Raw genomic sequence first — 23758 nt, 5'->3', positions numbered from 1 at the left:
CGCGCTTTGCGTAGGCGGTGAGAACGCCTTCTCTTAGATGCTGGCGTTGGCGCGGACCAGGTCGTCCGGGAAATCGACCTCAACGGCGTAGAACTCGCTGATGTCCACGGGGGTCCACTTGACGTCGTCCTGCTTGATGGTCAGTTCGATCGCGCCCTCGAAGTAGTCCTGGTCGTCGACTTCAATGAGGCGCTTGAGGAACTTCTTCTTGTCCTTCGAGCTGACATAGTTGATGCCGACGGCTTCGCCCTGGGCCACATCGGCGGGCACCCTCTTGGAGAGTTCCTGGATCTTGCCGTCAGCGTCGGTGGTGTACTTGACTTCCTCATCGGAAACCGAGGAAACATCAACTGTGATGAATGATTCGTCCCGCTTGATGTAGGGCTCCAGCATCGCAAGGATGTCCGGGTCGAACACAACATCGCCGTTCATCCACAGCACGCCGCCCTTGGCGGAGTTCCTGATGGCCTTCAACAGACTCTTGGACGTGTTGGTCTGGTCAAAGTTCTCGTTGTACACAAACGAAGCGTTGGGTACGTGTTCGAGGATCATCTCGAGCTTGAAACCGACGGCGACGGTGAGGCGCAGCTTCTTGCCGAACTTGTTCTGCAGGTTCTGGACCTGCTGGTGCATGATGGTCCGGCCATCACTGAGCTCGGTCATGGGCTTAGGGTGCGGACGCGCCAATCGCGTGCCCATTCCGGCGGCAAGAATTACGGCCTGGATTTTCATATGTTTATTCCTCTTCGACGAGCGATGTTTACGGCGGGAGCGGCGAGCCGTGGCATCACTCGAGATCACCCCGGAACCGTATGGACGGGTCAAGGGGTGCCTCCCCCCGCGTCCAAGCATAATGGTTGAGCAACGAGGCGCCCAATAATGCTGGTCAGCAGGCGTTAATGCTGTGTTAACTCTGCGTTGGCGCCGTCGTGGCTGGCCCCGCACTGCGGGCGGAGGCTCCCGGACTGGACCTGGCTGACCGGCAGTTTCGCCGGCCGTTTCTGGGAGCAGGCATCAGAAGGGTTTCCGCAGGATCAATTCGACGTTCCGGTCTACGTCGCGTCCCATCTTTTCATCGCGGTCAAGTCCCGGGCGATTGCCTGCGAGTTCGAGGCTCAACGCCGCCAGGGATTGCGGGGTGTGGGTTCCTTCATGCAGCACGCTCTCCGGGGCCGAGTGGTCTACCAAGGTCGCAGCGATGGACAGTGTGCCGTCTCCGTTGTCCAGGAGTTCAACAATTCTTGATTGTTGCGGATAGTCAATGAGTGACGCAGTGGTGATTTCCCAGAAGCCGCCGTCTCCATATTTCCCCTTGTGGGGTGTCACCCTGTGCTTGTGGATGTGGCCGTTCATCCAGGCGATCACATTGGGAAATCGGGAGAGGAGGTCCAAGAGGCCTGACCGGTTCAGCGGCGGTGGGCCGGCGTCGGAGGAGCGCTCATCCTTGTCAAAGGAGGACAGGGGATGGTGGCTAAACAGGATCACGAGACGATCCTGAACCTTTGACGTGGTGGGCTTGCCCTTTGCGTCGTAGGCCTTTCGGGAAACGCGCCCTAGTTGTTCCTCCAACCACTCCGCCTGAGCGGCGTCCAGCACGGCTTTCGTGCCCCCGTCCGGGCTCGCCGTGTTCAGCATGATCCCGACAACATCCGGCGAGACCTCGAAGGTGTAGTAAGGCGCCACTTTGGAGCTTCGGCCGGAGACGGAGGGAGCCTGGGCGGCATTCGTCGGCAAGGCGTCAATGAACTCAGCCTTGCTGAATGGGCGGCGAAGCGTGGAGGCGCGCACTGTTCGCGAAGGCATAGATGCGATGAGATTCTGGCGTTCACTGTCGCTGGAACCCTCGACCGTTTTCCAGAAGTCCGAGGTGTCCATGCCACGAGGCAGCCGGATCGGAAGCTGGCTACCGATCCGCAGAGTGTCCAAAAAATCATTCTTCGGTGAATCGGACGCCGAACGCCCTGATTCGTCGTGATTGCCAAAGCCGATGTACCAAGGGAAGTCGGCACCTTCCGTTGCTACCGGCTTGACTGCGGCCGCGAGGAGTCCTGGAACCGTGGGATAACCGTGCAGGGTTTTCCAGTTGTCCGGGGGTATCAACGAAGACTCCGGTTCGGGATGCCAGATGCTCTTGGACAGTTCGAGAGGAGCCGGGCCGTGATCCTGGACCCCCTGGTAGCCGCCGCCCGGGTGCGAGGTCACTGGAACGCCCTCGAACACGCCCACCGCCGCTGACAGTTCACTGAGAGCATATGCGTTGGTTAGATCGCCCGTAATCACCAGGCAGTCCAGAAGGCGTTGACCATGGGGGCCGCGCCGGACGTCATTGAGTTTCCGGATCGTTGCGTCCAACACATGGACTGTGAACAGGTCTTGTGGCCGGAATCTCGTTGAACTGGGAAATTCTTCCGAGAAATCGGAGTACTGCCAAAGAAAGGTGAGCCTTCCCGGATTTGCCGCGTCGAGCACATGTGAATCAGTGAGGTGACCGAAGGTGGCCAGACCCGTTCGTTGGCTGTTTGACGTGCGGCCCCGAGCATGCAGGTCTCCCCGTACGAGTGTCTCGACAGCCGGTCCCCGTGCGAGCCGCCGGTACGGCAGACGCTGCACGCGCCGGGATCCGAAAATGACAGAGGCGTCCAAGGTTGTCAGCGGCGCAGCAGGCTGCAGTTTCGCGCGTGCCGGGCCGCCGGGTTCCGACGGCCGCGCGGGGAACGGTTCAGCCGACCGCACCCCCGTGGATTCGGTCAGTCCCAGCAGGCTGGCCCCGATTGCGCCAGTGGACGCCCACCGAATGGCGTCCCGTCGTGATACTTGCATCTTGCTCCGCCGTTGCACTTCTTTATCTGGCCTTTTCTGTTGCCGGGTCAGCGACTATCCGCCAGCATGGACTATCCCCCAAGAAGCGCGAGCGGTGGTTTGTAAAGGCTACTGGAACGGGACTGCCGATAGGAGGCCTTGCTGCCTGTTCAGCCCAGCAGCAGCAGCGCGATGACCAAGGCCGGGACGGCGATGACAACCACTATGACGGCCACCAGCGCCGTGAGGCGTTTGCGGCTGTACGTCACTTCCGCGTCGTCCATGTCCAGCTCGGCGGCGCGCTTGGCCGTCGCGGGGCGCTCAGCGGCCGGGGGGCGCTTTGGGGCCCTTGGAAGCGGCCGTGCGCCGGGGACCAGAAGCCAGTCCGGGATGTCCCCGTGAAGTCGGCGGCGGCGCAGGTGCCGCGGGGCGGCGACCAGCGGGGGAGCGCCGTAGGCAGGGTTTTCCAAGGTCTCGTCCTCCTCGCCCCAATGGAACATAAATCAGGCTGACGGCTTCAGCCCGGTGCCATCAATTGTTACATTGCTGCCGGGTGATCCACGCATTCGGGCCGCAGGGACGCGTCGATGAGGCCCCCGGTTTCGATGACAAAACGCCGCAACCACTGCCCTGGGTCGAGATCCGGGTGGGAGGCAACCATCTGTACGTCCGCCGTCGTGCACTGGCCTATCAGCCGTCCGGCGCGGGTCACGTGGTAGCTGGAGGTGACCACGGTGACGGACTTCCAGCCGTTGAGCGCCACGATCCGGGAAATCGCCCTCGCTTCGCCCCGGGTGTCCAGATCCGGTGGCCGGAAACAGACCAGCGACGGGTTGGGGAAAGCGGCCGAGCGGCAGACGCCGTCGGCCGCCCTGTTGCCGAAGGTGTCCGTGGAGGAAAGTACCAGGACGGGGATGCCGAGGTCCTGCTGGAGGCGCTGCGCCGCGGGCAAGCGTTCCGAGGCAGCGCCCCCGAGCATGATGACGGCATCCGTCCGGTGCACGCTCAGCGGGTCGGTGTTGACGAAGAGCTGGACGGCGACGATCAGCCACAGCAGAAAGCCCCCGGCGGTGAAGGCAAGCGCCCTGCGGGTTGCGGTAGTCACCGCGGGGACGGAAGGAAGCACGGGTCCGAGTCTTTCACGCGCGGTTGACTGGGCGAAATGGTGGGAAATTCCTGCGCCAAAACTGACAAAGAAAATGGCGCGGCGCCCTTGTGGAGGAAGTGACGAAAGTGTGTGGGGTGACAGATGTGATTTGACGCTTATGCTATAGGCACCCACGTAGGTCTCACCAACAGGTCTCAACCTTTAGGTCTCACCCTTAAGCGAGCAATCTTGCGAAAACTGAACGTAGCGGCAACCGTCATTGCCGCCGTGATGCTGGCAGCCGCGCTGCCACCGGCAGCCTCCGCCGCGACGCAGATTGATGCGGGAGTAGCGGTGGCCGTGCCCTCGGTCACGGATCCTTCGCCCACACCACACGTGGACGACTTTGTCCGGCCGGAGCCGCCTGCCGGCAGGGCCAAATCCGAGTACACCTACGTGAGTGCACCGCTCGCTGGGACCATGAAAACCACATTGTTGACGGTCCAGCTGGCCGACAAGTCGGCAGCGGCAACCGACGATGCCGTGCCCATGGACGCAGCAAAGGCGTCCATCAGCGCCGCCAAGGGCTACTGGCGGAGTGCGACATCAGGCAGGGTGGACATTTCCCTGGTCGAGACCAGGACCCGCCACAAATCGGCGGCCCGGTCCAGCCAGTCGCCCGGCGAAATCGCCGACATCGTCACGGCCGAGCTGGGCTGGAAACAGAACCCGTACACCGCGCTGGTGATGTTCATTCCCGGGGCCTACCTGAACAACGGCGCCGCGGGCATGACCTACAGCAACGGCAACATCGGCGGCCGGATCGTGATGCCGCAGAACAGCAGGCTCACCACCCCCGTGCTGACCCATGAGTTCGGCCACGCCCTCGGCATGGACCACGCGAACAGCCTCCAGTGCGGCAGCGGGGCAGCCGACGTGGCCTCCGGACCCTTCGCCGGATTCGCCGACTCCACCTGCACCATCAGGCCCTACGGTGACAACCTGGACCTGATGGGCATCTCGCACTGGGACCTCATGCCGGTCATCAGCGCCAGCTTCTGGGAAATGGGACGGTTCGGGAACGGCGACGAAATCGCCAACCTCGGCACCATTTCCTCGCCCCGCAACGTCACCCTCAAGCCCTGGGCGGGTTCCGGAGCGAACCGGGCCGCAAAGTTCACGGATCCGAAGTCCGGTGAGGTCTACTATCTGGAGCTGCGGGCCCCGGCGGGCTACGACGCCGGGATCGCCACAGGCGGAAACCGCGGCGTGAAAATCACGCAACAGGGCGGCGGCAATTCCTCCATCCTGCTGCCGCCGAACACCCGTCCCTTCGCCGGCTACTACAGCAACACACAGGCGTGGCAGGAAGGCCAGACCTTCACGACGCACGCCGGAACAAAGGTCTCGATCGAATCGGTCAGCAACTCCGCCGCCACTCTGACAATCCGTCCGCCGGGCGCTCCCGCGACGGGTTCCTTTGACCGCGCAAACCCCTCCGTCACGTCCTCCGGCGCCTACTTGAAGGTGGACGGCTGGGCCGTGGACCCGTCCAAAAGCTCCGCCTCCACCCAGGCCCACGTCTATGTCACAGCCCCGAACGGGACGCAGACGGGCTACGCGCTGACGGCGGACGAGGCCCGTCCGGACGTCAACTCGGCCCTGGGCATCAGCGGAAACCACGGCTTCCGGAGCTCCATCGCCGTCAAGGCGGCGGGCACCTACCAGGCGTGCGCCTATGCCATCGGCGCCGCCGGCAACACCGCGCTGGGCTGCCGCAAGGCGACCTTCACCGGCACGCCGGCCGCGGAAGGCTTTCTGGACTCGGTGAGCACGGAGATGGAATCAGGCCAGCCCAAGCTCAAGCTCCGCGGCTGGGCCGTCGACCGCGGCACTCCCGCGGCATCGATCCCCGTCCACGTCTACGTGACCACTCCCGACGGCGTCACCACCGGACGGGCTTTCACCGCGGACCAGACCCGCACCGACGTCAACCGGGCCTTCGGCATCACGGGTCGCCATGGTTTCGCCGTTACCCTCCCGGCCACCCAGACCGGTGACTACAGGGTCTGCGCCTACGGCATTTCCGTCTCGGCCTTTGCCGCAGCGCCCAATTCCCCGCTTGGCTGCCAGACGGTCACGGCCGCCGCCGCCGATTATCCCCGCGGATACCTGGACTCAGCGGACTTCACGAACGCCAAACCGTCAGCGGCCCTCCGGGTGGCTGGCTGGTCCTACGACGTCGGTACGCCCGCAAAGTCGATCCCCATCCACCTCTACGTCACATCACCGGACGGCTCCACCAAGGTGGTGACAACCACGGCCAACCTGCCGAGGCCTGATGTCAACGCCGCCATGAAGATCAGCGGATCCCACGGCTACCGGACCAGCATCCCGGTGACTCAGACAGGGAACCACCGGGTCTGCGCCTACGGGATCGCGGTGACCGCCTTCACGAAGGGCAATGCGTTCCTCGGCTGCAAGGACATCCGGACGACGGCGGCCGCGGCCCCGGTCGGCTATGTGGATGACGCGCGCATCGATGCCAGCAACCCGTCCGCCGTCGTCCGGGTGTCCGGCTGGAGCCTCGAACAGGCGACGCCGTCGGCGTCGAACGATGTCCACGTCTACGTCACGGGCCCGGACGGCAAGAGCACCGGCTACGCCTTCACCGCCAACCAGGCCCGGGACGATGTCAACGCGGCGCTGTCCGTGTCCGGCCGCCATGGCTACAAGGTCAGCATCCCCATCACCCGGTCCGGCCAGTACCGCGTCTGCGCCTACGGTATCTGGGTGAGCCCCCTCAACGAGGGCAACACGTTGCTGGGCTGCAGGGACCTCACGGCGGCGGCAGCGTCTGCCCCGACGGGTTACCTGGACACCGTGAGCCTGACCGGCACGAGCGCCAGCAGGTCCGTGACGGCCAGCGGCTGGACTGTGGATCCCAGCTTCCCGAGCCGGAGCGTGCCGGTCAACGTCAGCGTCAGGTTTCCGAACGGCACGTCGAAGACCTTCAAGTCCACCACGAACGTTGCCCGGCCCGACGTCAACGCTGCGCTGAGAATCAGCGGAATCCACGGTTACCGCACGGTTGTGCCGATCTCGAGCCGGGGAAAATACACCGTGTGTGCCTCCAGCCCGGGAATCACGGTGCTCACCACCGGCGTATCCCAGCTCGGGTGCAAAGCCATCACCTATTGAGAACTGCAGCCGGGCAGGGCGGAGGTAACCGGCTCTCCGGGCGTCGTTAGTCCTGCGTTCACGTCGGACCGCCATTCTCTTTACCTGAGACCCCTACCTTCGATGAAGGTACAAACCGTGCCCAACTTCCTTTTGGCGGATTAGCCCGAGGGATCTCTGCGCTGCCGTGACGCAGTGGCCCTCGCCGCCACCACGCTGTACTGCAGCACGAACGTTGAGGAGAACCGGGCAGTGCGTGCAGAATGCGACGTCGTACCGGATGCGGCCGCACAGCCGCCGCAGGACCAGGGACTCGGGCGCCGGGGACTGCCGGGCGTCGTCGGCGGCATGCGAAAGGCCGTGTGGCATTTGAGATCCGGTGGCATGGCTCAGCTCCAGGAGTGGAGACGGCGTCAGAATGCGGAACCGCGCGTCCCTGTCCCGCAGGCCACCAAGGTTCCAGAGGGCGAATGGTCGGACCGAGGACGAAACCGGCAGCTGCAGTTCGCGCCCTACGAATCTTCCCGACTGGGACGGCGGCGCACGGATCTGAACGTGGGCGTGATTCTTGACGATTTCACGCGTACCGCCTTTTCGTTCGAATGGAACCTGCTCGAACTGCGCAGCGAGCTGTGGCGTGATCAGCTGGGGCAAACCCGGATCGATTTCTTGTTCGTGGAATCTGCCTGGAACGGAAATTCCGGATCCTGGCACGGTCAGCTCACGGGTGCCGCCGGCCCGGGCATAGAGTTTGTCCGCCTCCTTGAGTGGTGCCAGGCTCACGGAATTCCGACAGTCTTCTGGAATAAGGAAGACCCGCCCCACTACGGTGATTTTCTTCCGGCAGCCAAGTTGTTTGACCACGTCTTTACCAGTGATTCGGACCGCATTCCTGACTATGTGAGGGATTTGGGCCATGACAGGGTTGACACCCTTCCGTTTGCCGCGCAGCCAGCCATTCACAATCCTGTCCGGACGGGCCACGGACGGCACTCGCGAGGCGTGGCTTTCGCGGGGATGTATTTTGCCCATAAGTATCCCCAGCGGCGCACCCAGATGGACATGCTCCTGGGCGCGGCCATGGCCGAAGCAATAACGGGCGGCGCCGAGCTGGACATATTCTCCCGCCAGCTGGGAGGGTCCAAGAAGTACCAGTTCCCGGATCCGTTTGACAAACATGTAGTGGGCTCATTGAGCTACGCCCAGATGCTGACCGCATACCGGGCGTACAAGGCCTTTTTGAATGTCAATTCCGTGATCGAGTCGCCCAGCATGTGTGCCCGACGGATTTTTGAGATCACGGCCTCGGGCACACCAGTCGTCTCCACGCCCAGCGCGGCGATACCGCGGTTCTTCGAAGACGATGAGGTCCTGGTTGCCAAAGCCAAGCCTGAGGCGGAGAACATGCTGCGGATGCTGACATCCAATGCGGAATTCAATGAACGCGTGGTCCATAAGGCCCAGCGCCGGATCTGGCGGGAGCACACTTACGCGCACCGAGCCGAGTCCATCGTTCGGGCGATCGCGCCGCAGCGATACCTGCCGGTCGATCTCCCCTCGGTCAGCGCTTTGGTGAGCACAACCCGTCCGCAACAGCTGAGCCATGTATTCCAGACCGCAGGGAGCCAGGACGGCGTGGACCTGGAGCTTGTTTTGCTGACTCACGGTTTTGTGGCCGCCGACGGCCAGCTGGCTGATCTGGCCCACGCCCATGGCGTGGCGAGGTACAAAGTACTCGTCGCCCCGGACACCCTGACCCGCGGGGAGTGCCTCAACTTGTGCGTTAAGGCGTCGGCCGGGCCAGTGCTCACAAAGATGGACGACGGCGACTATTACGCGCCAAACTACCTCGTTGATTTGCTGCATGCGCTGAGTTACTCCGGCGCGGATGTGGTGGGGAAACAGGCCCACTACCGGCACATCCGTTCCAGCCAGGCGACGGTGCTCCGTGCTGCGCACCATGAGCACCGGTTCAGCCGGCTTGTCGTGGGACCAACCATTACGGCACGACGGGAGGTCTTCGAGGCGCACCCCTTTGAGGCCCTGAGCCGTGGCGAGGACACCGCCTTCCTGACATCAGTGACGGCAGCCAACGGCTCCATCTACTCGGCCGACAGGTTCAATTACTGCCAGATTCGCTTGGAAGCAGGGCAGCCCTGGGCCGGACCGGATGACGAACCCGCAGTGGGCGGCAATATCCAAATTTCCGGAAATCCACGTGAGCACATCACTCTTTGATTGGGGACAATAGATTGACAAACATCCAGACCATCGCCGTGATCGGACTTGGGTACATCGGCCTGCCCACGGCCGCGATCCTGGCGACCAACGGGCTTGACGTCATCGGCGTCGACGTCAGCCAGCGGACCGTGGACGCCGTGAACAACGGGCGCGTTCCGTTTGTTGAACCAGATCTTGAGATCCACGTTGCCGGAGCCGTCAGCCAGGGCCGGCTCAAGGCCACCACCGAGACGCCGGCCGCAGATGCGTACATTGTCGCCGTGCCAACGCCGTTCAGATCGGACAAAAGTGCTGACCTGAGCTACATCGAGGCAGCCGCACGCGGCATCGCGCCCCTGCTGCAGGGCGGCGAACTGATCATCCTGGAATCGACGTCACCACCCGGGGCAACCCGCCACCTGGCGGAGTACATTATCTCGCTCCGGCCGGACTTGTCGCTGGACGGCGCCAACGGCAGGGCTGCGATCCTGCTGGCCCACTGCCCTGAGCGCGTGCTGCCCGGCAAGGTCATGATCGAGCTGGTCACCAACGACAGAATTGTTGGAGGCATCACCAGCGAAGCGGCCGAGCTCGCGAAGGAGCTATATTCGGTGTTCTGCCAGGGGGAGATACTGGTCACCGACGACGTAACGGCGGAAATGGCCAAACTAGTGGAAAATGCCTACCGCGACGTAAATATTGCCTTCGCCAACGAACTTTCGGTCATCAGTGAAAAGCTGGATATCAACGTCTGGGAGCTGATCAGACTGGCAAATCACCACCCACGCGTCAACATCCTGCAGCCCGGACCTGGTGTGGGCGGGCACTGCATCGCAGTAGATCCTTGGTTCATCGTGGCTGCAGCACCAGCAGAATCCCGTTTGATCAGGACGGCACGGACCGTCAACGACGACAAGCCGCGCTGGGTCTGGCACCAGGTGCGTGATGCATTTGCCAAGCTGCCCGTGAATTCCGAGATCGCCGTCCTGGGACTTGCGTTCAAGGCAAATATTGACGACCTTCGTGAGTCGCCCGCTGTTGAAATAGCCCAAGCCATTGCCGATTCGATGCCAGCCACGCAGATCAACGTCGCCGAGTCCCACATCGATGAGCTGCCCCCGCGCCTTCGGGGCCGGGACAACGTCCGGCTGGTGAACCTGGAGGAAGCCGTGAGCCGGTCCTCACTGGTGGTTGTGCTTGTTGACCATGACGCCGTCCGTGCTCTGCCCCCCGAGGCCCTTGCAGGGAAGCTCCTCGTCGATACCAGAGGGGTCTTCAGCTCATGATCCGCCGGTTCCTTGAGAGTATGCGCACAGCCGTCAAGAGCCGGGGCGTCATCGCGATGGCCCTCTGCGGGATCGCCGCGCTACTGGCCGGATCTCTCTACTTTTCAGTCGGGCATCCGGCGTTCGCGGTTCTGTCCCTCGGGTTGTTCACCCTCATGGCGGTGACGGCCCAATCGCAACTGGTCAGTATGCGGTGGGTCCAGGAAACCGAAGCCAAGAAGTCCCGCTCGCGTTTCCGCGAACTCCGTGACATGTTGGGCGGAATTTCCAAGTCGGTTCAACAGATTCCGGTAACGAGAGTTGCCACGGCGTCGGCGAAGCCGCCCGTGTCTCCCGGCACGGCTCCATCGTCCGGCCCGGTTCCATCGACCGGCGGGGCAATCGGCCGGCTGGCGGCCGCTGTGACGGATGACCGGCAGCGTCAGTCCACAATTCTTGGCTATCTCGGGGTGCCTCCGACTGCGCCGTGGGGCGGACGGGTCATTTACTCGATCCTCGGCAGGGACCTATCCCGGTACTTGGGCGATACGCACGCGCTTGAAGCTCTGGGTCCGAGCACCATAGCCGCCCAGATCGCGAACGGGAGTGGATCCGCGCTGATCGTCGACGACACCGCATTCGCATCGGGAATCTGGTTCGGAGCCGATTCCGCGGCGGGGACCTTGCTGGCAAACGAAATCCTCCAGGCACTGGCTGAATGCCGGTCCCAAGGAGTGCCGGTCTATTTTGTGAAAACGCGACGAGCGGCCGAGATCTACACCCGGGATTTCGAAGCTGCATCGGACGTTGTGTTTTCGGATCGTTTATCCATGGACGAGTGGACCGAAGACTACAAATTTGGCCTGATCAATTCGCTGGAAACTTTTGTCAAGATGAAAAATGAGGCACTCATTGGCTCGCACTGACACAACTCGCACTGACACAACCGGGTCCACGCGGACCGTCCTCCTGTACGGAGACGTCGACCTGAACATCATCGACGGTTCAGCCGTCTGGCTGGTCTCCATGGCCGAAGCGTTGTCACTGACGGGCTCCGAGGTCTGCGTACTGCTCAAGACCGCGGTCACCAACACGCGGCTCCTTGAACGGATTGCCGGCCTGCCTGGCGTGGAAATCGTGCAGCCAGACGCAACCGAGGACGTTGAGGCACTGAAGCCTCGAAATGCAGCCCAGCGCATGGCCCAACTCGACGCCGAGAGGCCGTTCGACGTCGTGATCGCCCGCGGCACCCAGGTAGCGGCGCACGTCGCAAACTCCAAAGTCCTTGGTCCCAAATCGTGGCTTTACATCACCGACATCGCACATCCCAGCTCCCGACTTTCTGAAGGCGATCTCGCGATGCTCAGGCGGACCGTCGGACAATGCCGGCGATTCTTCGTGCAGACTGAGGCCGCGCGCTCGTACGTTGAAGCGACGATTCCCGAAGCTGCCGGTAAGACACTTGTCCTCACGCCGATGGTGCCCGATGAATACTTTGATCTGCGGGGAAGCTACCCGAGCAGCGGAACGCAATTGAGCGCCGTCTATTCCGGTAAGTTCGCCAAGAAGTGGCGCACTCTTGAGATGTGCTCACTCCCGGCTGCGGCCGAGGAGAACGATCTTCCCCTTGCGTTGACAATGATCGGCGACAAATTCCAGCATGATCCCCAAGACCCCTCATGGTCGGTCACGATGGAGGATGCCATGGCCTTGCCCTACATCGACTGGACGGGAGGGCTGTCGCGTGATGAGGCGGCAAAGGAGGTCAGTCGGCACGATGTCGGGTTGAGCTGGCGTGATGCAAGCATGGACGGCAGTCTCGAAATTTCGACCAAGGTGCTCGAATACGCTGCCCTGGGGGTACCGCCCATGGTGAACCGAAATGCCCAGCATCTCGAACTCTTCGGCGCCGACTACCCGCTGTATGTCGACGACGATTCGACGGAGAGCGTTGTAAACACCCTTCTGGATGCCAGGGACACCCTGGCAGAGTTGAAAGAGGACGTAAGTTCGCGGGTCCGGCACTATTCGATTTCATCCTCCGCAAGCCGGCTGAAAGCCTACTTCGAGCGGTCCGAGGGCGACTACGTCCGCAGTCCTCGCTCCAAGCACAAGACCCGCGTGCTGATTGCCGGTCACGATCTTAAGTTCGCAGGCGAGCTCGTTTCCGTCCTCGAAATGAGGGACGACATCGAACTTGCTTTCGACCACTGGAAAACACTGCATCACCATGACGCCAAGGAGTCCGAGCGGCTCAGGGACTGGGCTGACGTCATCATTTGTGAGTGGTGTGGACCCAACGCCGTTTGGTACTCGAATAACAAACGGCAGAGACAGAAGCTCATTGTGCGTCTTCACATGTTCGAGCTCAACGGTCCTTGGCTGACGAATGTGGCCGCTGAAAACATTGACGCCCTCATCTGCGTGTCGCAGCTGTTCGTGGAGCGCACCCTCGAAAGTACGGGTTGGACCAGCACTCCGTTCCGGGTCATTCCGAATGCAATTGACCTGGCGGACCTCCGCAGGCCCAAAGCAGCGGATCACAGATTCCGGCTGGGCCTCGTGGGCATTGTTCCGATGCGCAAGCGCCTGGACAGGGCGCTGGACTTGCTGGAGGAATTACTGGACGAAGACTCCAGGTACACCCTGCACATACGGGGAAGAATGCCCTGGGAGTATCCCTACGAGTGGAAGAAGCCGCTTCAGAGGGAGGCATACCTAGAAATCCTGGACCGGATCGGACAGTCCCCGGCGCTGCGGGACGCCGTGGTCTTCGAACCGTTCGGCCCGGATATGGCCAGCTGGATGCGCAAGATCGGATACATTCTCTCGCCCAGCTCGGACGAAAGCTTCCACCTTGCCCCCGCTGAGGGAATGGCGTCAGGTTCCATACCGCTGTTCTGGCAAAGGCCCGGCGTGGATCAAATATTCAGCAAACGCTGGACCCGCGAGACCTCGTCCCAGGTTCGAGAGTTCGTCTCCGCCCTCAACAGCTCTCCGGAAGCGCATGAGGAGGAGTCCCTGGCGGCTGCCGAATACGTCCGGCGGTTCGATATGCGATCCACCGGCGAACAGTGGCTGGAGGAGATCTTTCGGAGCTGAACTCACGGCTCACCCGTCCGGTCCATGCGGAGGGTCAAGTGACAAAGTGACCGTCCGCATCAGCCAATGGGTTGATGCGGACGGTCGTCGTCATCACTTGATGTTGATCGTCGAGGCGACGCTGGGCACCCCGTTGGCGTCCATTGCGAAGAGCAGATAGCTGCCCGGCACCAGCACGCCGCGGTCCGCCGGCAACGTCAGCGACGCGGTGTTGCCCGACACCGAGGTTGCGGTCAGCGGGATCCGCCGCTGGTCGGTGTTCACGGTGTGGGTCACGGTGCTCATCCGCATCAGGGAGAAGTTGGTGACGGGCGCTCCGGTGGTCACGGCGATCGTGCTGCCGGTCGCGGCGCTGGCCGGTGCGGTCACAATCTTCGGCCGGGTGCGTGCACTGCCGTCGGCGTTCAGCAGGTAGGGCGGCGTGAAAATCTCGCCGTCCAGATGGTTGGTCGTACAGGTGTTGCACAGCCCGCCACCGCCGACGAAGACCTTGCCATCGGGAAGCAGCATGCCGACGCTGTGATACGTCCGGGGGATGGCCATCGGGGCCAGCGTGGTCCATTTTCCGGTTGCCGGGTTCCAGATTTCCGGGGCCATCCTGGCGGCTGTGTCCGTGAACGTAACCGGGGTGGCCTGACCGCCGACCACGAGCACCTGGCCATCGGGCAGCGCGACCCCGTTCGCGAACGACCGGGTCACGGCCATGTCTGCGGTCCGGGCCGTTTTGACCGCGTTGTTGATGTCGATCGTGTACGCCCGCGCCGTTGCGGGGGTTTTCTCGTAGGCGGTCGCCCCGCCCACGGTGAGGATCTTTCCGACGTCGTACATCACGGCGTCGCCGTTCATCGCGTCTTGGCTATCTGCGCGCGGACCGGCCGAGGTGATGCTGCCTTGGCCGGTGGTGGAGATCCAGTTCATCTGGCGGCTCGGCCCGGCGTGGAACACGCGGCCACCGGGGGCGGCGAACAACCAGGGGTGATTGTCGGAACGGTAGCCGCCACGGGGGTCGGCGGTCAGGATGTTGTCAACGAGGACATTCGGCAGCTTGCGCCAGCCGCCGGCGGCGGACCACACCTCGCCGTTCTTGTTGCCGATACCGCCGGACCACGAGCCGCCGATGGTGAACACCTCGCCGGTGGAGGTGGTCACGTTGCTGTGGTAGCCGCGGGCGATCTTCATGTCCGGCCCCGGGCTCCATTTGTTCGTCGCAGGGTTGTACAGGCTGGTTTTCGTGCTGCTGCTGCCGCCGCTGACCATGATCCTGCCGTCCGGTAGCATCGAGGTCCCGGGGCAGAACATGTCGTGACCGGTGTTGGCCACCTGGGCCTGGGTCACCTTGCCGGTGGTGAGGTCCAGGATGGACGTTTGGGTGTAGCCCCTGTTGCCACCGAAAGCGGTGGGGGAATAGGCGGACCAGGTCAGCAGCTTGTTGCCGGGCAATAGCGCCGCAGCGACCGGGACGATCGGGAAGCTGATCGTCGGACCCCAGGACCCCTGCGACGGGCCGAGGAGATTGATCTCCGCGGCGCTGCTCCAAGGGCCGCGGTTGCCGGCCTCGGTTGTCGCGGTCAGCCGGACGTACCGGGCGCTGACCGCGGTGAAGGTCACGGTCTTCTCCGCGCTGGTGTCCGGCCAGGTGCCGCTGGCGAGCACGCTCCAGGTGATTCCGTTCGTGCTGACTCCGATCGAGTATTTGCCGACCCGCCCGTTCGTTCCCTCAGAACGCGGGAGGTAGCGGAAACCTGAGATGCTGCGCGTGGCCTTGGTGTCGATCGTGATGCTGTGCGGCAGCGGCGCGGCCGGCGCCGGGTACCACCGGCTGTGCCACATCGTGGCCGCACTGCCGTCGAGAACATTTCCCGCGCGGCCGTTTACGCGGGTGACTTCTTCATCGCTGGCCGAAGCCGTCCACCCGGTGCGGGGCAGCACGCCGGTTGGAGACAGGGTTTGCCCGGCGAGCAGGTTGATCTCGGCGGCACTGCTCCACGGGCCGCGGTTGCCGGCCTCAGTGGTCGCGGTCAGCCGGACGTACCGGGCGCTGACCGTGGTGAAGGTCACCGTCTTTTCCGCATTGGTGTCCGGCCAGGTCCCGTGAGCCACCGGGGCACTCCAGGTGGTGCCGTTGGTGCTCACCCGGATCTCGAAGCTGCCGACCCGTCCGTTCGCGAGGTCAGTACGCGGGAGATAGCGCAGCCCCGAGATGCTTCGTGTCGCCTTGGTGTCGATCGTGATGCTGTGCGGCAGCGGTGCCGCCGGCGCCGGGTACCACCTGCTGTGCCACATCGTGGCAGCATTGCCGTCAAGCACATTGGCGGCGCGGCCGTTCGTGCGGGTAACCTCTTCATCGCTGGCCGTAGCCGTCCACCCGGTCCGCGGCAATGCAGCCGGAGCCGCCTCCATCGCGGCAGCCGGCAGAACCGCATTGTGAATGTGCGAACCGGCCGCGCCCGCGGAGTCGTAGGTAACCGACCCCGCGTGCAGGTGCGACCCGGCAGCACTCGAGGAATCGTGCGGAGCCGAGACCCCCTCTCCCACGATAACCAGGAGTACGACCAGAAAAGTGGACGAGAGACGAAATCCCATAGGCCGCCCCACCAGGAACGCTGCACCCGGCGGCCTGCTGCGGCCAGCCCGGTGCCTGCCACCGGCCGGCACCGCGAGGAGGGAGATCAGCGAAGTGCGGCGCGGCCGGAAAGTATCAGGGGCGAAGGCCAGCGATGCTTGTCGCGTTCCAGCGGGAGTACTTGCGGCAGATGCCAGGGACCGGCCAGCATGCGGACGCCTATGACGAGCGCTGCTGCCGGGCGCCCTGCCCACGGGGAAGCGACCAGATGTGCTATCCATCTGCGCCTCCTTGCGGCACGAGTACCCTGTAATTGGAGACGCTAGCCAGAGCAGCATGGGAAAACCTGCGGGCGGCGGCGTAGACGCTGAGATTGCGCGCAGTGACGCGGTTATTGGTCGGAGGGGCATCCCGGGAGGAACGCGCGGACCCAATCCCGCCCACAAACAAAAGACCCCGGAATCACGAGGATTCCGGGGGTCTTAGCCTTGATCCACCGATCGGCAGCCGGTCCCGGGCGTAATTCCGGGCTGGCTGCGGTGAGGTGTTTGGGCATGGTGGATCATCCGGCCTCGCTGTCGGGGTGTTCCACTGGTGGTCCTGGTTGCGCCGTGTGGCTGGTTGGTGTGGGTTCAGGCCGGTTGTGGCGGCGGGTAGAGGTGCTCGAAGAGGCCCTGCCAGGCGGTTTTCCAGGGCCAGGCTTCGGGGAGATGAAGCCGGATTTTCCGGGCGCTGGTGGCGATGCGGGCCGGGACGTGGATGAGTTTGCGGCGGATCGTGCCGGTGCGGGCCTTGCTGAAGGGTCCTGCGGCGAGGATTCCGGCGGTTCGGGTGAGGTTGTAGGCCATGACCGCGGTAACCAGCCATGCCGAGTTCGCGGAAAAAACACCTGAGGGCATATGAGCCAGTGCACTGTCCTTCAGATCGGCGTTCACCTGCTCAATCTGAGCGTGTTTGCGGTGGGTCTTGTCCGCCGCGACGGTGTCCAGAACCTTGGCGTCCACGGTGGTGAAGAACGCGTGGTGCCGGTGTGTTTCAAACAAGGTGGGTTGTCCGTCGCTGGCTTTCTTGTTCAGTTCCGGGATGCGGCGCACCACCAGCCGGCCGGTGATCTGCTCGGCCTTTTTGCGGGAGGAGAACGCGGTGAACCCGGTTTCGGCGACCTCGGCCCGGGACACCCAGGTGTTGGTGGTCTCGTCGAAGACCGCGTCGGTGTATTCGATCGTTTCCCACGCCGTTTCAGGGATCCCGGCGATGGCCCGTTTGACGGCCGGGTCCATGCGCACGGTCACCGAGACCTCGGCCCCGCCGGCCAGGGCGGCGGAAACTGCTGCATGGCCGTAGAAGGCCGAATCGAACCGGCAGAGCACCCGCCCGCGGCTCTGCCCGCCGGCCTGGAGGCCTTTGAGCGTGGGCAGGGCATCGGTGATCAGGCGTTTGGCTCCGCGGGCCGAGTTCGCCGCGCCCTTGCGCAGCCGCTGCGCTGCGATTACCGGGGCGGTGTCTTTGGTGGAGACCGTGGCCAGCAGGGCGTTCAGGCCGCGGACCCCGGAGTACCCGTAGCCGGAACCCTGCTTGGCGTAGCCGTGGACCTCGATGATCGTGTCGTCAACATCGACGAACACGAAGTCCTCCGCCCTGGGGCTCCCGAGCAGCGGGGCCCGGGTCCCCAGGCCGGCCAGGAAACGGGAGGCGACAGCGTCCAGTTGGCGCACGTGCCCGAACGTGAAGGACCGCAGGAACGAGCCCAGGGTCGAGGGCGCGTAGCAGGCGCTGAAGAGCCGCTTCATCCCGCCGTGGCGCAACAGGGCCATGTCATCAATCGAGTCTGCCCCGGCGACCATCCCGGCGACCAGGGAAGCGACTTTCAGCCCGGCGTTCGCGCCCTTATCCGTCGGCACCGTCAGCCAGTCCTGGGCGAGCTCGTGCAGCCCGGCGTCCCGGGCCAGCGTCATGACCGGCAGCAGCCCGGCAGCCGACACGAGATTGGGCTCGTCAAAGGAAACCGACACCGCGGATGGTTTGTGGGAAACTTGCATCTACGAGATGGCCTCTTTTCGGTGAAAAATGAGTTCTAGACAAACTTCATTTTCCTTGAAAAGGCGGCCATTCTCGGTTTAAAACGCCGACGTAGCCCCAATCAACATCGGTGGATCAAGGCTTAGTTGGTAGCGGTGGGGAGGCTCGATCTCCCGACCTCACGATTAGCTGGTGGCAGCTTTCGTCATCATCCGTGCTTTGCTGATGGTCCGGGAATCTCGGGACAAAATGCGTGTTGGCGCACGTTTGCTGTTCCATCACTTATCATCGAACCGCTCGCGTCGTAGGCGCTGTCACGTCATTTCGGGGGGCCGGCGATGTAGTAGCCGGAGACGTCGGCGATGAAGTGGGTCGTTCCCGAGGAGCGGTTGAAGAGCGTGACCTTTCCGTCCGCACCTACGGGAACGGTCACCGAGTTCGGGACAGTCTGGCCCGTGGCGAAGTTCAAGTTGGAAGCGTTCGGGCGCGCAGTGCCGGCGTAAGCGGCAGCGAAGCCGAAGGACCGGGGCTCGGTCACAGTGAGGTTGAACGTCACGGCCGAGACCTTCGCCGGGATCCCGTTCGCCCCGCCGACCTGGAAGGACACCGTCGAGTCAGCACCGACCGCGGCGCGGCTGCGGGTATCCAACGCCCGGAACGGTGCTGTGGGCTTGAACGCACCAGCCACGGTCGGGGTGCCCGCGATGTAATAACCGGAGACGTCGGCGATGAAGTGTGTGGTACCCGAGGAGCGGTTGAAGAGCGTGACCTTCCCGTCCGCACCTACGGGAACGGTCACCGAGTTCGGGACAGTCTGGCCCGTGGCGAAGTTCAAGTTGGAGGCGTTCGGGCGCGCTGCGCCGGAGGCGTACGCGGCGGCGAACCCGAAGGACCGGGGATCGGTCACGGTGAGGTTGAACGTCACGGCAGAGACATTCGCCGGGATCCCGTTCGCCCCGCCGACCTGGAAGGACACCGACGAGTCAGCACCGACCGCGGTGCGGCTGCGGGTGTCCAACGCCCGGAACGGCGCGGTGGCCTTGAACGCACCAGCCGCCGTCGGGGTGCCCGCAATGTAATAACCGGAGACGTCGGCGATGAAGTGGGTGGTACCCGAGGAGCGGTTGAAGAGCGTGACCTTCCCGTCCGCACCTACGGGAACGGTCACCGAGTTCGGGACAGTCTGGCCCCTGGCGAAGTTCAAGTTGGAAGCGTTCGGGCGCGCAGCGCCGGAGGCATAAGCGGCAGCGAAGCCGAAGGACCGGGGCTCGGTCACAGTGAGGTTGAACGTCACGGCAGAGACATTCGCCGGGATCCCGCTCACGCCGCCGACCTGGAAGGACACCGACGAGTCAGCACCGACCGGGGCACCTTTACGGGTATCCAACGCCCGGAACGGCGTTATTGGAATTTGTGTCCCTGGTTCAGTCGCAGAACCTGCCGTAGAACCTCCCGAAGAACCTCCCGAAGAACCTGCCGAAACGGTGATCCTGATCGTCGAGGCGACGCTGGGCACCCCGTTGGCGTCCATTGCGAAAAGCATATAGCTGCCCGGCACCAGCACGCCGCTGTCCGCCGGCAACGTCAGCGACGCGGTGTTGCCCGACACCGAAGTTGCGGTCAGCGGGATCCGCCGCTGGTCGGTGTTCACGGTGTGGGTCACGGTGCTCATCCGCATCAGGGAGAAGTTGGTGACGGGCGCTCCGGTGGTCACGGCGATCGTGCTGCCGGTCGCGGCGCTGGCCGGTGCGGTCACAATCTTCGGCCGGGTGCGTGCACTGCCGTCGGCGTTCAGCAGATACGGCGGCGTGAAAATCTCGCCATCCAGATGGTTGGTCGTACAGGTGTTGCACAGCCCGCCACCGCCGACGAAGACCTTGCCATCGGGAAGCAGCATGCCGACGCTGTGATACGTCCGGGGGATGGCCATCGGGGCCAGCGTGGTCCATTTTCCGGTTGCCGGGTTCCAGATTTCCGGGGCCATCCTGGCGGCTGTGTCCGTGAACGTAACCGGGGTGGCCTGACCGCCGACCACGAGCACCTGGCCATCGGGCAGCGCGACCCCGTTCGCGAACGACCGGGTCACGGCCATGTCTGCGGTCCGGGCCACTTTGACCCCGTTGTTGATGTCGATCGTGTACGCCCGCGCCGTGGCCGGGGTTTTCTCGTAGGCGGTCGCCCCGCCCACGGTGAGGATCTTTCCGACGTCGTACATCACGGCGTCGCCGTTCATCGCGTCTTGGCTATCTGCGCGCGGACCGGCCGAGGTGATGCTGCCCTTGCCGGTGGTGGAGATCCAGTTCATCTGGCGGCTCGGCCCCGCCTGGAACACGCGGCCACCGGGGGCGGCAAACAACCAGGTGTGATTGTCGGAACGGTAGCCGCCACGGGGGTCGGCGGTCAGGATCTTGTCCACCAGGACATTCGGCAGCTTGCGCCAGCCGCCGGCGGCGGACCACACCTCGCCGTCCTTGTTGCCGATACCGCCCGAAAACGAGCCGCCGATGGTGAACACCTCGCCGGTGGAGGTGGTCACGTTGCTCTGGTAGCCGCGGGCGATCTTCATGTCCGGCCCCGGGCTCCATTTGTTCGTCGCAGGGTTGTACAGGCTGGTTTTCGTGCTGCTGCTGCCGCCGCTGACCATGATCCTGCCGTCCGGTAGCATCGAGGTCCCCGGGCAGAACATGTCGTGACCGGTGTTGGCCACCTGGGCCTGGGTCACCTTGCCCGTGGCGAGGTCCAGGATGGACGTTTGGGTGTAGCCCCTGTCGCCACCGTGAGCGGTGGGGGAATAGGCGGACCAGGTCAGCAGCTTGTTGCCGGGCAATAGCGCCCCCGCGACCGGGACGATCGGGAAGTTGATCGTCGGACCCCAGGACCCCCGCGACTGGCCGACGAGCTCGGCGGCAGCCGGTGCGGTTTGCCCGGCGAGCAGGTTGATCTCGGCGGCAGCGGGTGCGGTTTGCCCGGCGAGCAGGTTGATCTCGGCGGCAGCGGGTGCGGTTTGCCCGGCGAGCAGGTTGATCTCGGTGGTAGGGGGTGCGGTTTGCCCGGCGACCAGGTTTATCTCGGCGGCGCTGCTCCACGGACCGCGGTCGCCGGCCTCAGCGGTTGCGATCAGCCGGACGTACCGTGCGCTGACCGCGGTGAAGGTCACCGTCTTCTCCGCACTGCTGTCCGCCCAGGTCCCCTGAGCCACCGGGGCACTCCAGGTGGTGCCATCGGTGCTCACCAGGATCTCGAAGCTGCCGACCCGCCCGTTCGCGGTGGTGGAACGCGGGAGATAGCGGAACCCCGAGATGCTTTGCGTCGCCTTAGTGTCGATCGTGATGGTGTGCGGCAACGGGCCGGCAGGAGCGGTCCACTTGCTGTGCCAGAAGGTGGCGGCGTCCCCGTCGAGCACATTGCTGGCGCGGCCGTTCTGGCCGGAGATCTCCTCGTCGCTGGACGAAGCCGTCCACCCGGTCCGTGGCATTGGAGCCGGAAGTGCCTCCGTCGCGGCAGCCGGCAGCACCTCGGGGACGTGCAGGTGCGGTCCGGCCACGCCTGCGGAGTCTTGCGGAGCCGGCAGCGCCGCCGAGTGAACGTGCGATCCGGCCGCGCCCGAGGAGGTTTGCGGAGCCGTCGCCACGTACCCCATGATCAGCAGGACTGTCACCAGAAGTGTGGACGCGCGGAGAATTCCAACAAGCGGCGCCCCCAGGATCACTGGCCCCCGCGGCCCGCCGCGGCCAGCCAGATGCCTGCCGGCCGTCGGCCCCAAAATGAGGGATCGAATCAGTGCGGTGCGGGGCCGCCAGAAAGAAGCACGCGTGCGCCCATGGCTAGAGTGCCTCGCAAGGGACCTGGTCACGGGGAGGGGGATCGGTGCTGTTCTGCGATCCATCTGCGCCTCCTGGCGGCACTGGTCTTAAGTGACAAGACAGACGCTAGGCCGAGCAGCTTGGGAAAACCTTGGGCGGCAGACGCGGACATTGCGCGTGGTGGCGGGAAGGTGGCTCGCGAGGGCGCTTTCTGAGAATACTCGTCGCTTGTCGATGGGCGTTTCAGCTGGACGCGGTGATGCTGGTGCCGCCGTCGCTGGACGAGTGGCTGCCGCATAAACATTTGGCCCGGTTCATTGCCGAAATCGTCGCCGAGGAACTGGATCTGGCCCGGTTCTACGACTCGTATGCGAAGGCGAAGGGACAGCCGCCGTGCGAACCGCGGCTCATCGTCCGGGTCCTGCTCTACGGATGCTGCGTCGGGGTGCGCTCCTCACGGGAGTTGGACGGGCCTGTGAGGACGTGGTCGCGTTCCGTTGGCTCGCCGGACAGCAGGTTCCGGATTTCCGGTCCATTGGACGGTTCCGCCAACGTCACCTGGCCGCGTTGGGCAATGTGGTCCTCCGGGCCCAGGAGCTCTGCCGTGCCGCGGCATGGTCTCTCTGGGTTGGACGGGACGAAGGTGCGGGTCAACGCCTCCCGCAACGTGATGAGCTACGCGAGGCTGTCGGAGAAGCAGAGGATCGTTGCCGACGAGGTCAGCGATCTCCTGGCCCAGGCCGTGGACGAGGCCGAGGACAGCCGGTACGGGACAAGCGCGGGACGAGCTGCTGGAGGCTCTGGTGGACAGGGAATCGCGGCTTGCGGCACTGGCCGCTGCCCGCAAGTCCCATGGAGGACGAAGCCGTACGGAAGGCCCGCACGGAGGCGGCCACTGGCCCCGATGATCGAACACACCACCCGGCGCGTGGGACAGATGCCCTCCCAATGGACCAGATGCCGGGTATTGTTCAGCAGCCAAGCTCGAATAGGTCACGGAAATCGAGACTGCCGGTGGGACCGAGTTCTTCATCGCGACCGGGCGGCTCAAACACGGGGTGCCCCTATGTTTTTAGTCAACTGTTGCTTAGGCCGCGTTAGCCGGGACAGTGGGACGACCCTGAGCGGATGGGCGGCCCGGCCGGTCACATGCCATTGCATCCCAGGGTGGAAACGGAGGGCGTGAATCCCGTGCGCTATTTTCGCAGCACCGCGTCCGGGGCCTGCGGTGTCGTGATCGGGTCTGCGTGGCGGTGCACGAGTGCCCAGGTGTCGCCTTCAAGGCGATAAATGCTCGTTACCCGTAGATCGAATGGCGATATTTTGTCGCCTCCTCCGACCTTTGCCTGCCAGTGTTCTATGTCCAGGAAGCATGCGAGATCGGTAGTGACGTGCTTGGTGAGGGCATCAAAAGCGGTGACGCGTCCATCTTTGAATCGTGCCGCCGCTGAATCGAGGGCCTCTGATACTCGCTCCCAGCCCACCACCGGAGGGCCCCAGGGATTAGCAAGGGAGACATCCCCGCTGTGGGAGAAAATGGCCTTGACGGGTTCCGGGTCGCCTTTAGCAAACTGATTTACCGCTTGATGAAACTGGTCGATGACCTCGTCAAGATGCATTGGTCCCACCTTCTGACTCATAGGGGCGTCTGGGGTATGCGAATCCTAGCGGCTCCGTGCCCAGCCCGTCACCGGCCTCCTGAATCTTCCAATCGGGCGGT

15 protein-coding genes are annotated in these 23758 nt (G+C 64.0%); 6 read left to right on the top strand and 9 right to left on the bottom strand.

Annotation, left to right across the window (positions count from 1 at the left end; translation table 11 throughout):
* Window positions 1–33: 33 nt before the first annotated feature.
* The 4 genes from ACQCSU_RS04120 to ACQCSU_RS04105 form a co-directional block, all read right to left on the bottom strand.
* Complete coding sequence (locus ACQCSU_RS04120) at window positions 34–732, bottom strand: NTP transferase domain-containing protein (protein WP_426978420.1); 699 nt, start codon at window positions 730–732, stop codon at window positions 34–36.
* Between the two features lie 282 nt (window positions 733–1014).
* The gene (locus tag ACQCSU_RS04115) at window positions 1015–2820 is read right to left on the bottom strand and encodes a TIGR03767 family metallophosphoesterase (protein WP_426978418.1); all 1806 of its coding nucleotides are present in this window, start codon (window positions 2818–2820) and stop codon (window positions 1015–1017) included.
* A 149-nt stretch (window positions 2821–2969) separates the two neighbouring features.
* The gene (locus tag ACQCSU_RS04110) at window positions 2970–3269 is read right to left on the bottom strand and encodes a hypothetical protein (RefSeq protein WP_426978417.1); all 300 of its coding nucleotides are present in this window, start codon (window positions 3267–3269) and stop codon (window positions 2970–2972) included.
* 68 nt (window positions 3270–3337) lie between these two features.
* Window positions 3338–3925: a YdcF family protein gene (locus ACQCSU_RS04105; protein ID WP_426978416.1), complete on the bottom strand. Its 588-nt coding sequence runs from the start codon at window positions 3923–3925 to the stop codon at window positions 3338–3340.
* A gap of 210 nt (window positions 3926–4135) precedes the next feature.
* Between ACQCSU_RS04105 and ACQCSU_RS04100 the strand changes: the two genes are divergently transcribed.
* The gene (locus tag ACQCSU_RS04100; RefSeq protein ID WP_426978414.1) at window positions 4136–7087 is read left to right on the top strand and encodes a hypothetical protein; all 2952 of its coding nucleotides are present in this window, start codon (window positions 4136–4138) and stop codon (window positions 7085–7087) included.
* Window positions 7088–7180: 93 nt separating this feature from the next.
* On the opposite strand, the gene ACQCSU_RS04095 is transcribed toward ACQCSU_RS04100, so the two are convergent.
* A complete protein-coding gene (locus ACQCSU_RS04095) occupies window positions 7181–8029 on the bottom strand; it encodes a hypothetical protein (RefSeq protein ID WP_426978412.1) in 849 nt (282 codons plus the stop codon).
* Window positions 8030–8083: 54 nt separating this feature from the next.
* Here ACQCSU_RS04095 and ACQCSU_RS04090 point away from each other — a divergent pair, with 54 nt between their 5' ends.
* The 4 genes from ACQCSU_RS04090 to ACQCSU_RS04075 all read left to right on the top strand — a co-directional run bounded on the left by ACQCSU_RS04090 (window position 8084) and on the right by ACQCSU_RS04075 (window position 13653).
* Complete coding sequence (locus ACQCSU_RS04090; RefSeq protein WP_426978411.1) at window positions 8084–9304, top strand: glycosyltransferase family protein; 1221 nt, start codon at window positions 8084–8086, stop codon at window positions 9302–9304.
* Between the two features lie 14 nt (window positions 9305–9318).
* Window positions 9319–10572, top strand: coding sequence for a UDP-N-acetyl-D-mannosamine dehydrogenase (gene wecC, locus ACQCSU_RS04085; RefSeq protein WP_426978409.1), 1254 nt, complete (start codon window positions 9319–9321; stop codon window positions 10570–10572).
* The gene (locus ACQCSU_RS04080) at window positions 10569–11477 is read left to right on the top strand and encodes a hypothetical protein (RefSeq protein ID WP_426978408.1); all 909 of its coding nucleotides are present in this window, start codon (window positions 10569–10571) and stop codon (window positions 11475–11477) included. The genes wecC and ACQCSU_RS04080 overlap by 4 nt, the downstream gene beginning before the upstream one ends.
* A gap of 100 nt (window positions 11478–11577) precedes the next feature.
* Entirely contained in the window at window positions 11578–13653 is a 2076-nt protein-coding gene (locus ACQCSU_RS04075; RefSeq protein ID WP_426978407.1) for a glycosyltransferase, read from the top strand.
* A 93-nt stretch (window positions 13654–13746) separates the two neighbouring features.
* On the opposite strand, the gene ACQCSU_RS04070 is transcribed toward ACQCSU_RS04075, so the two are convergent.
* The 3 genes from ACQCSU_RS04070 to ACQCSU_RS04060 form a co-directional block, all read right to left on the bottom strand.
* Window positions 13747–16236 (bottom strand): discoidin domain-containing protein, encoded by a 2490-nt coding sequence (locus ACQCSU_RS04070; protein WP_426978405.1) that lies wholly within the window; start codon window positions 16234–16236, stop codon window positions 13747–13749.
* A 612-nt stretch (window positions 16237–16848) separates the two neighbouring features.
* A complete protein-coding gene (locus ACQCSU_RS04065; RefSeq protein ID WP_426978404.1) occupies window positions 16849–18255 on the bottom strand; it encodes an IS1380 family transposase in 1407 nt (468 codons plus the stop codon).
* 299 nt (window positions 18256–18554) lie between these two features.
* Window positions 18555–21893 (bottom strand): discoidin domain-containing protein, encoded by a 3339-nt coding sequence (locus ACQCSU_RS04060; RefSeq protein ID WP_426978402.1) that lies wholly within the window; start codon window positions 21891–21893, stop codon window positions 18555–18557.
* Window positions 21894–22470: 577 nt separating this feature from the next.
* On the opposite strand from ACQCSU_RS04060, the gene ACQCSU_RS04055 reads away from it, so the two are divergent.
* A complete protein-coding gene (locus tag ACQCSU_RS04055; RefSeq protein WP_426978401.1) occupies window positions 22471–23139 on the top strand; it encodes a transposase in 669 nt (222 codons plus the stop codon).
* A 95-nt stretch (window positions 23140–23234) separates the two neighbouring features.
* Here the strand turns inward: ACQCSU_RS04055 and ACQCSU_RS04050 are convergent, their stop codons facing one another.
* On the bottom strand, window positions 23235–23657 hold the full coding sequence (locus ACQCSU_RS04050; protein WP_426978400.1) for a YybH family protein: 423 nt from the start codon (window positions 23655–23657) through the stop codon (window positions 23235–23237).
* Window positions 23658–23758: the final 101 nt, after the last annotated feature.

The organism is Pseudarthrobacter sp. O4 (assembly GCF_050157025.1).
GTDB lineage: Bacteria > Actinomycetota > Actinomycetes > Actinomycetales > Micrococcaceae > Arthrobacter.
Note: the sequence above shows the minus strand (reverse complement) of the source record. Positions and strands in the feature narration are given on the sequence as shown.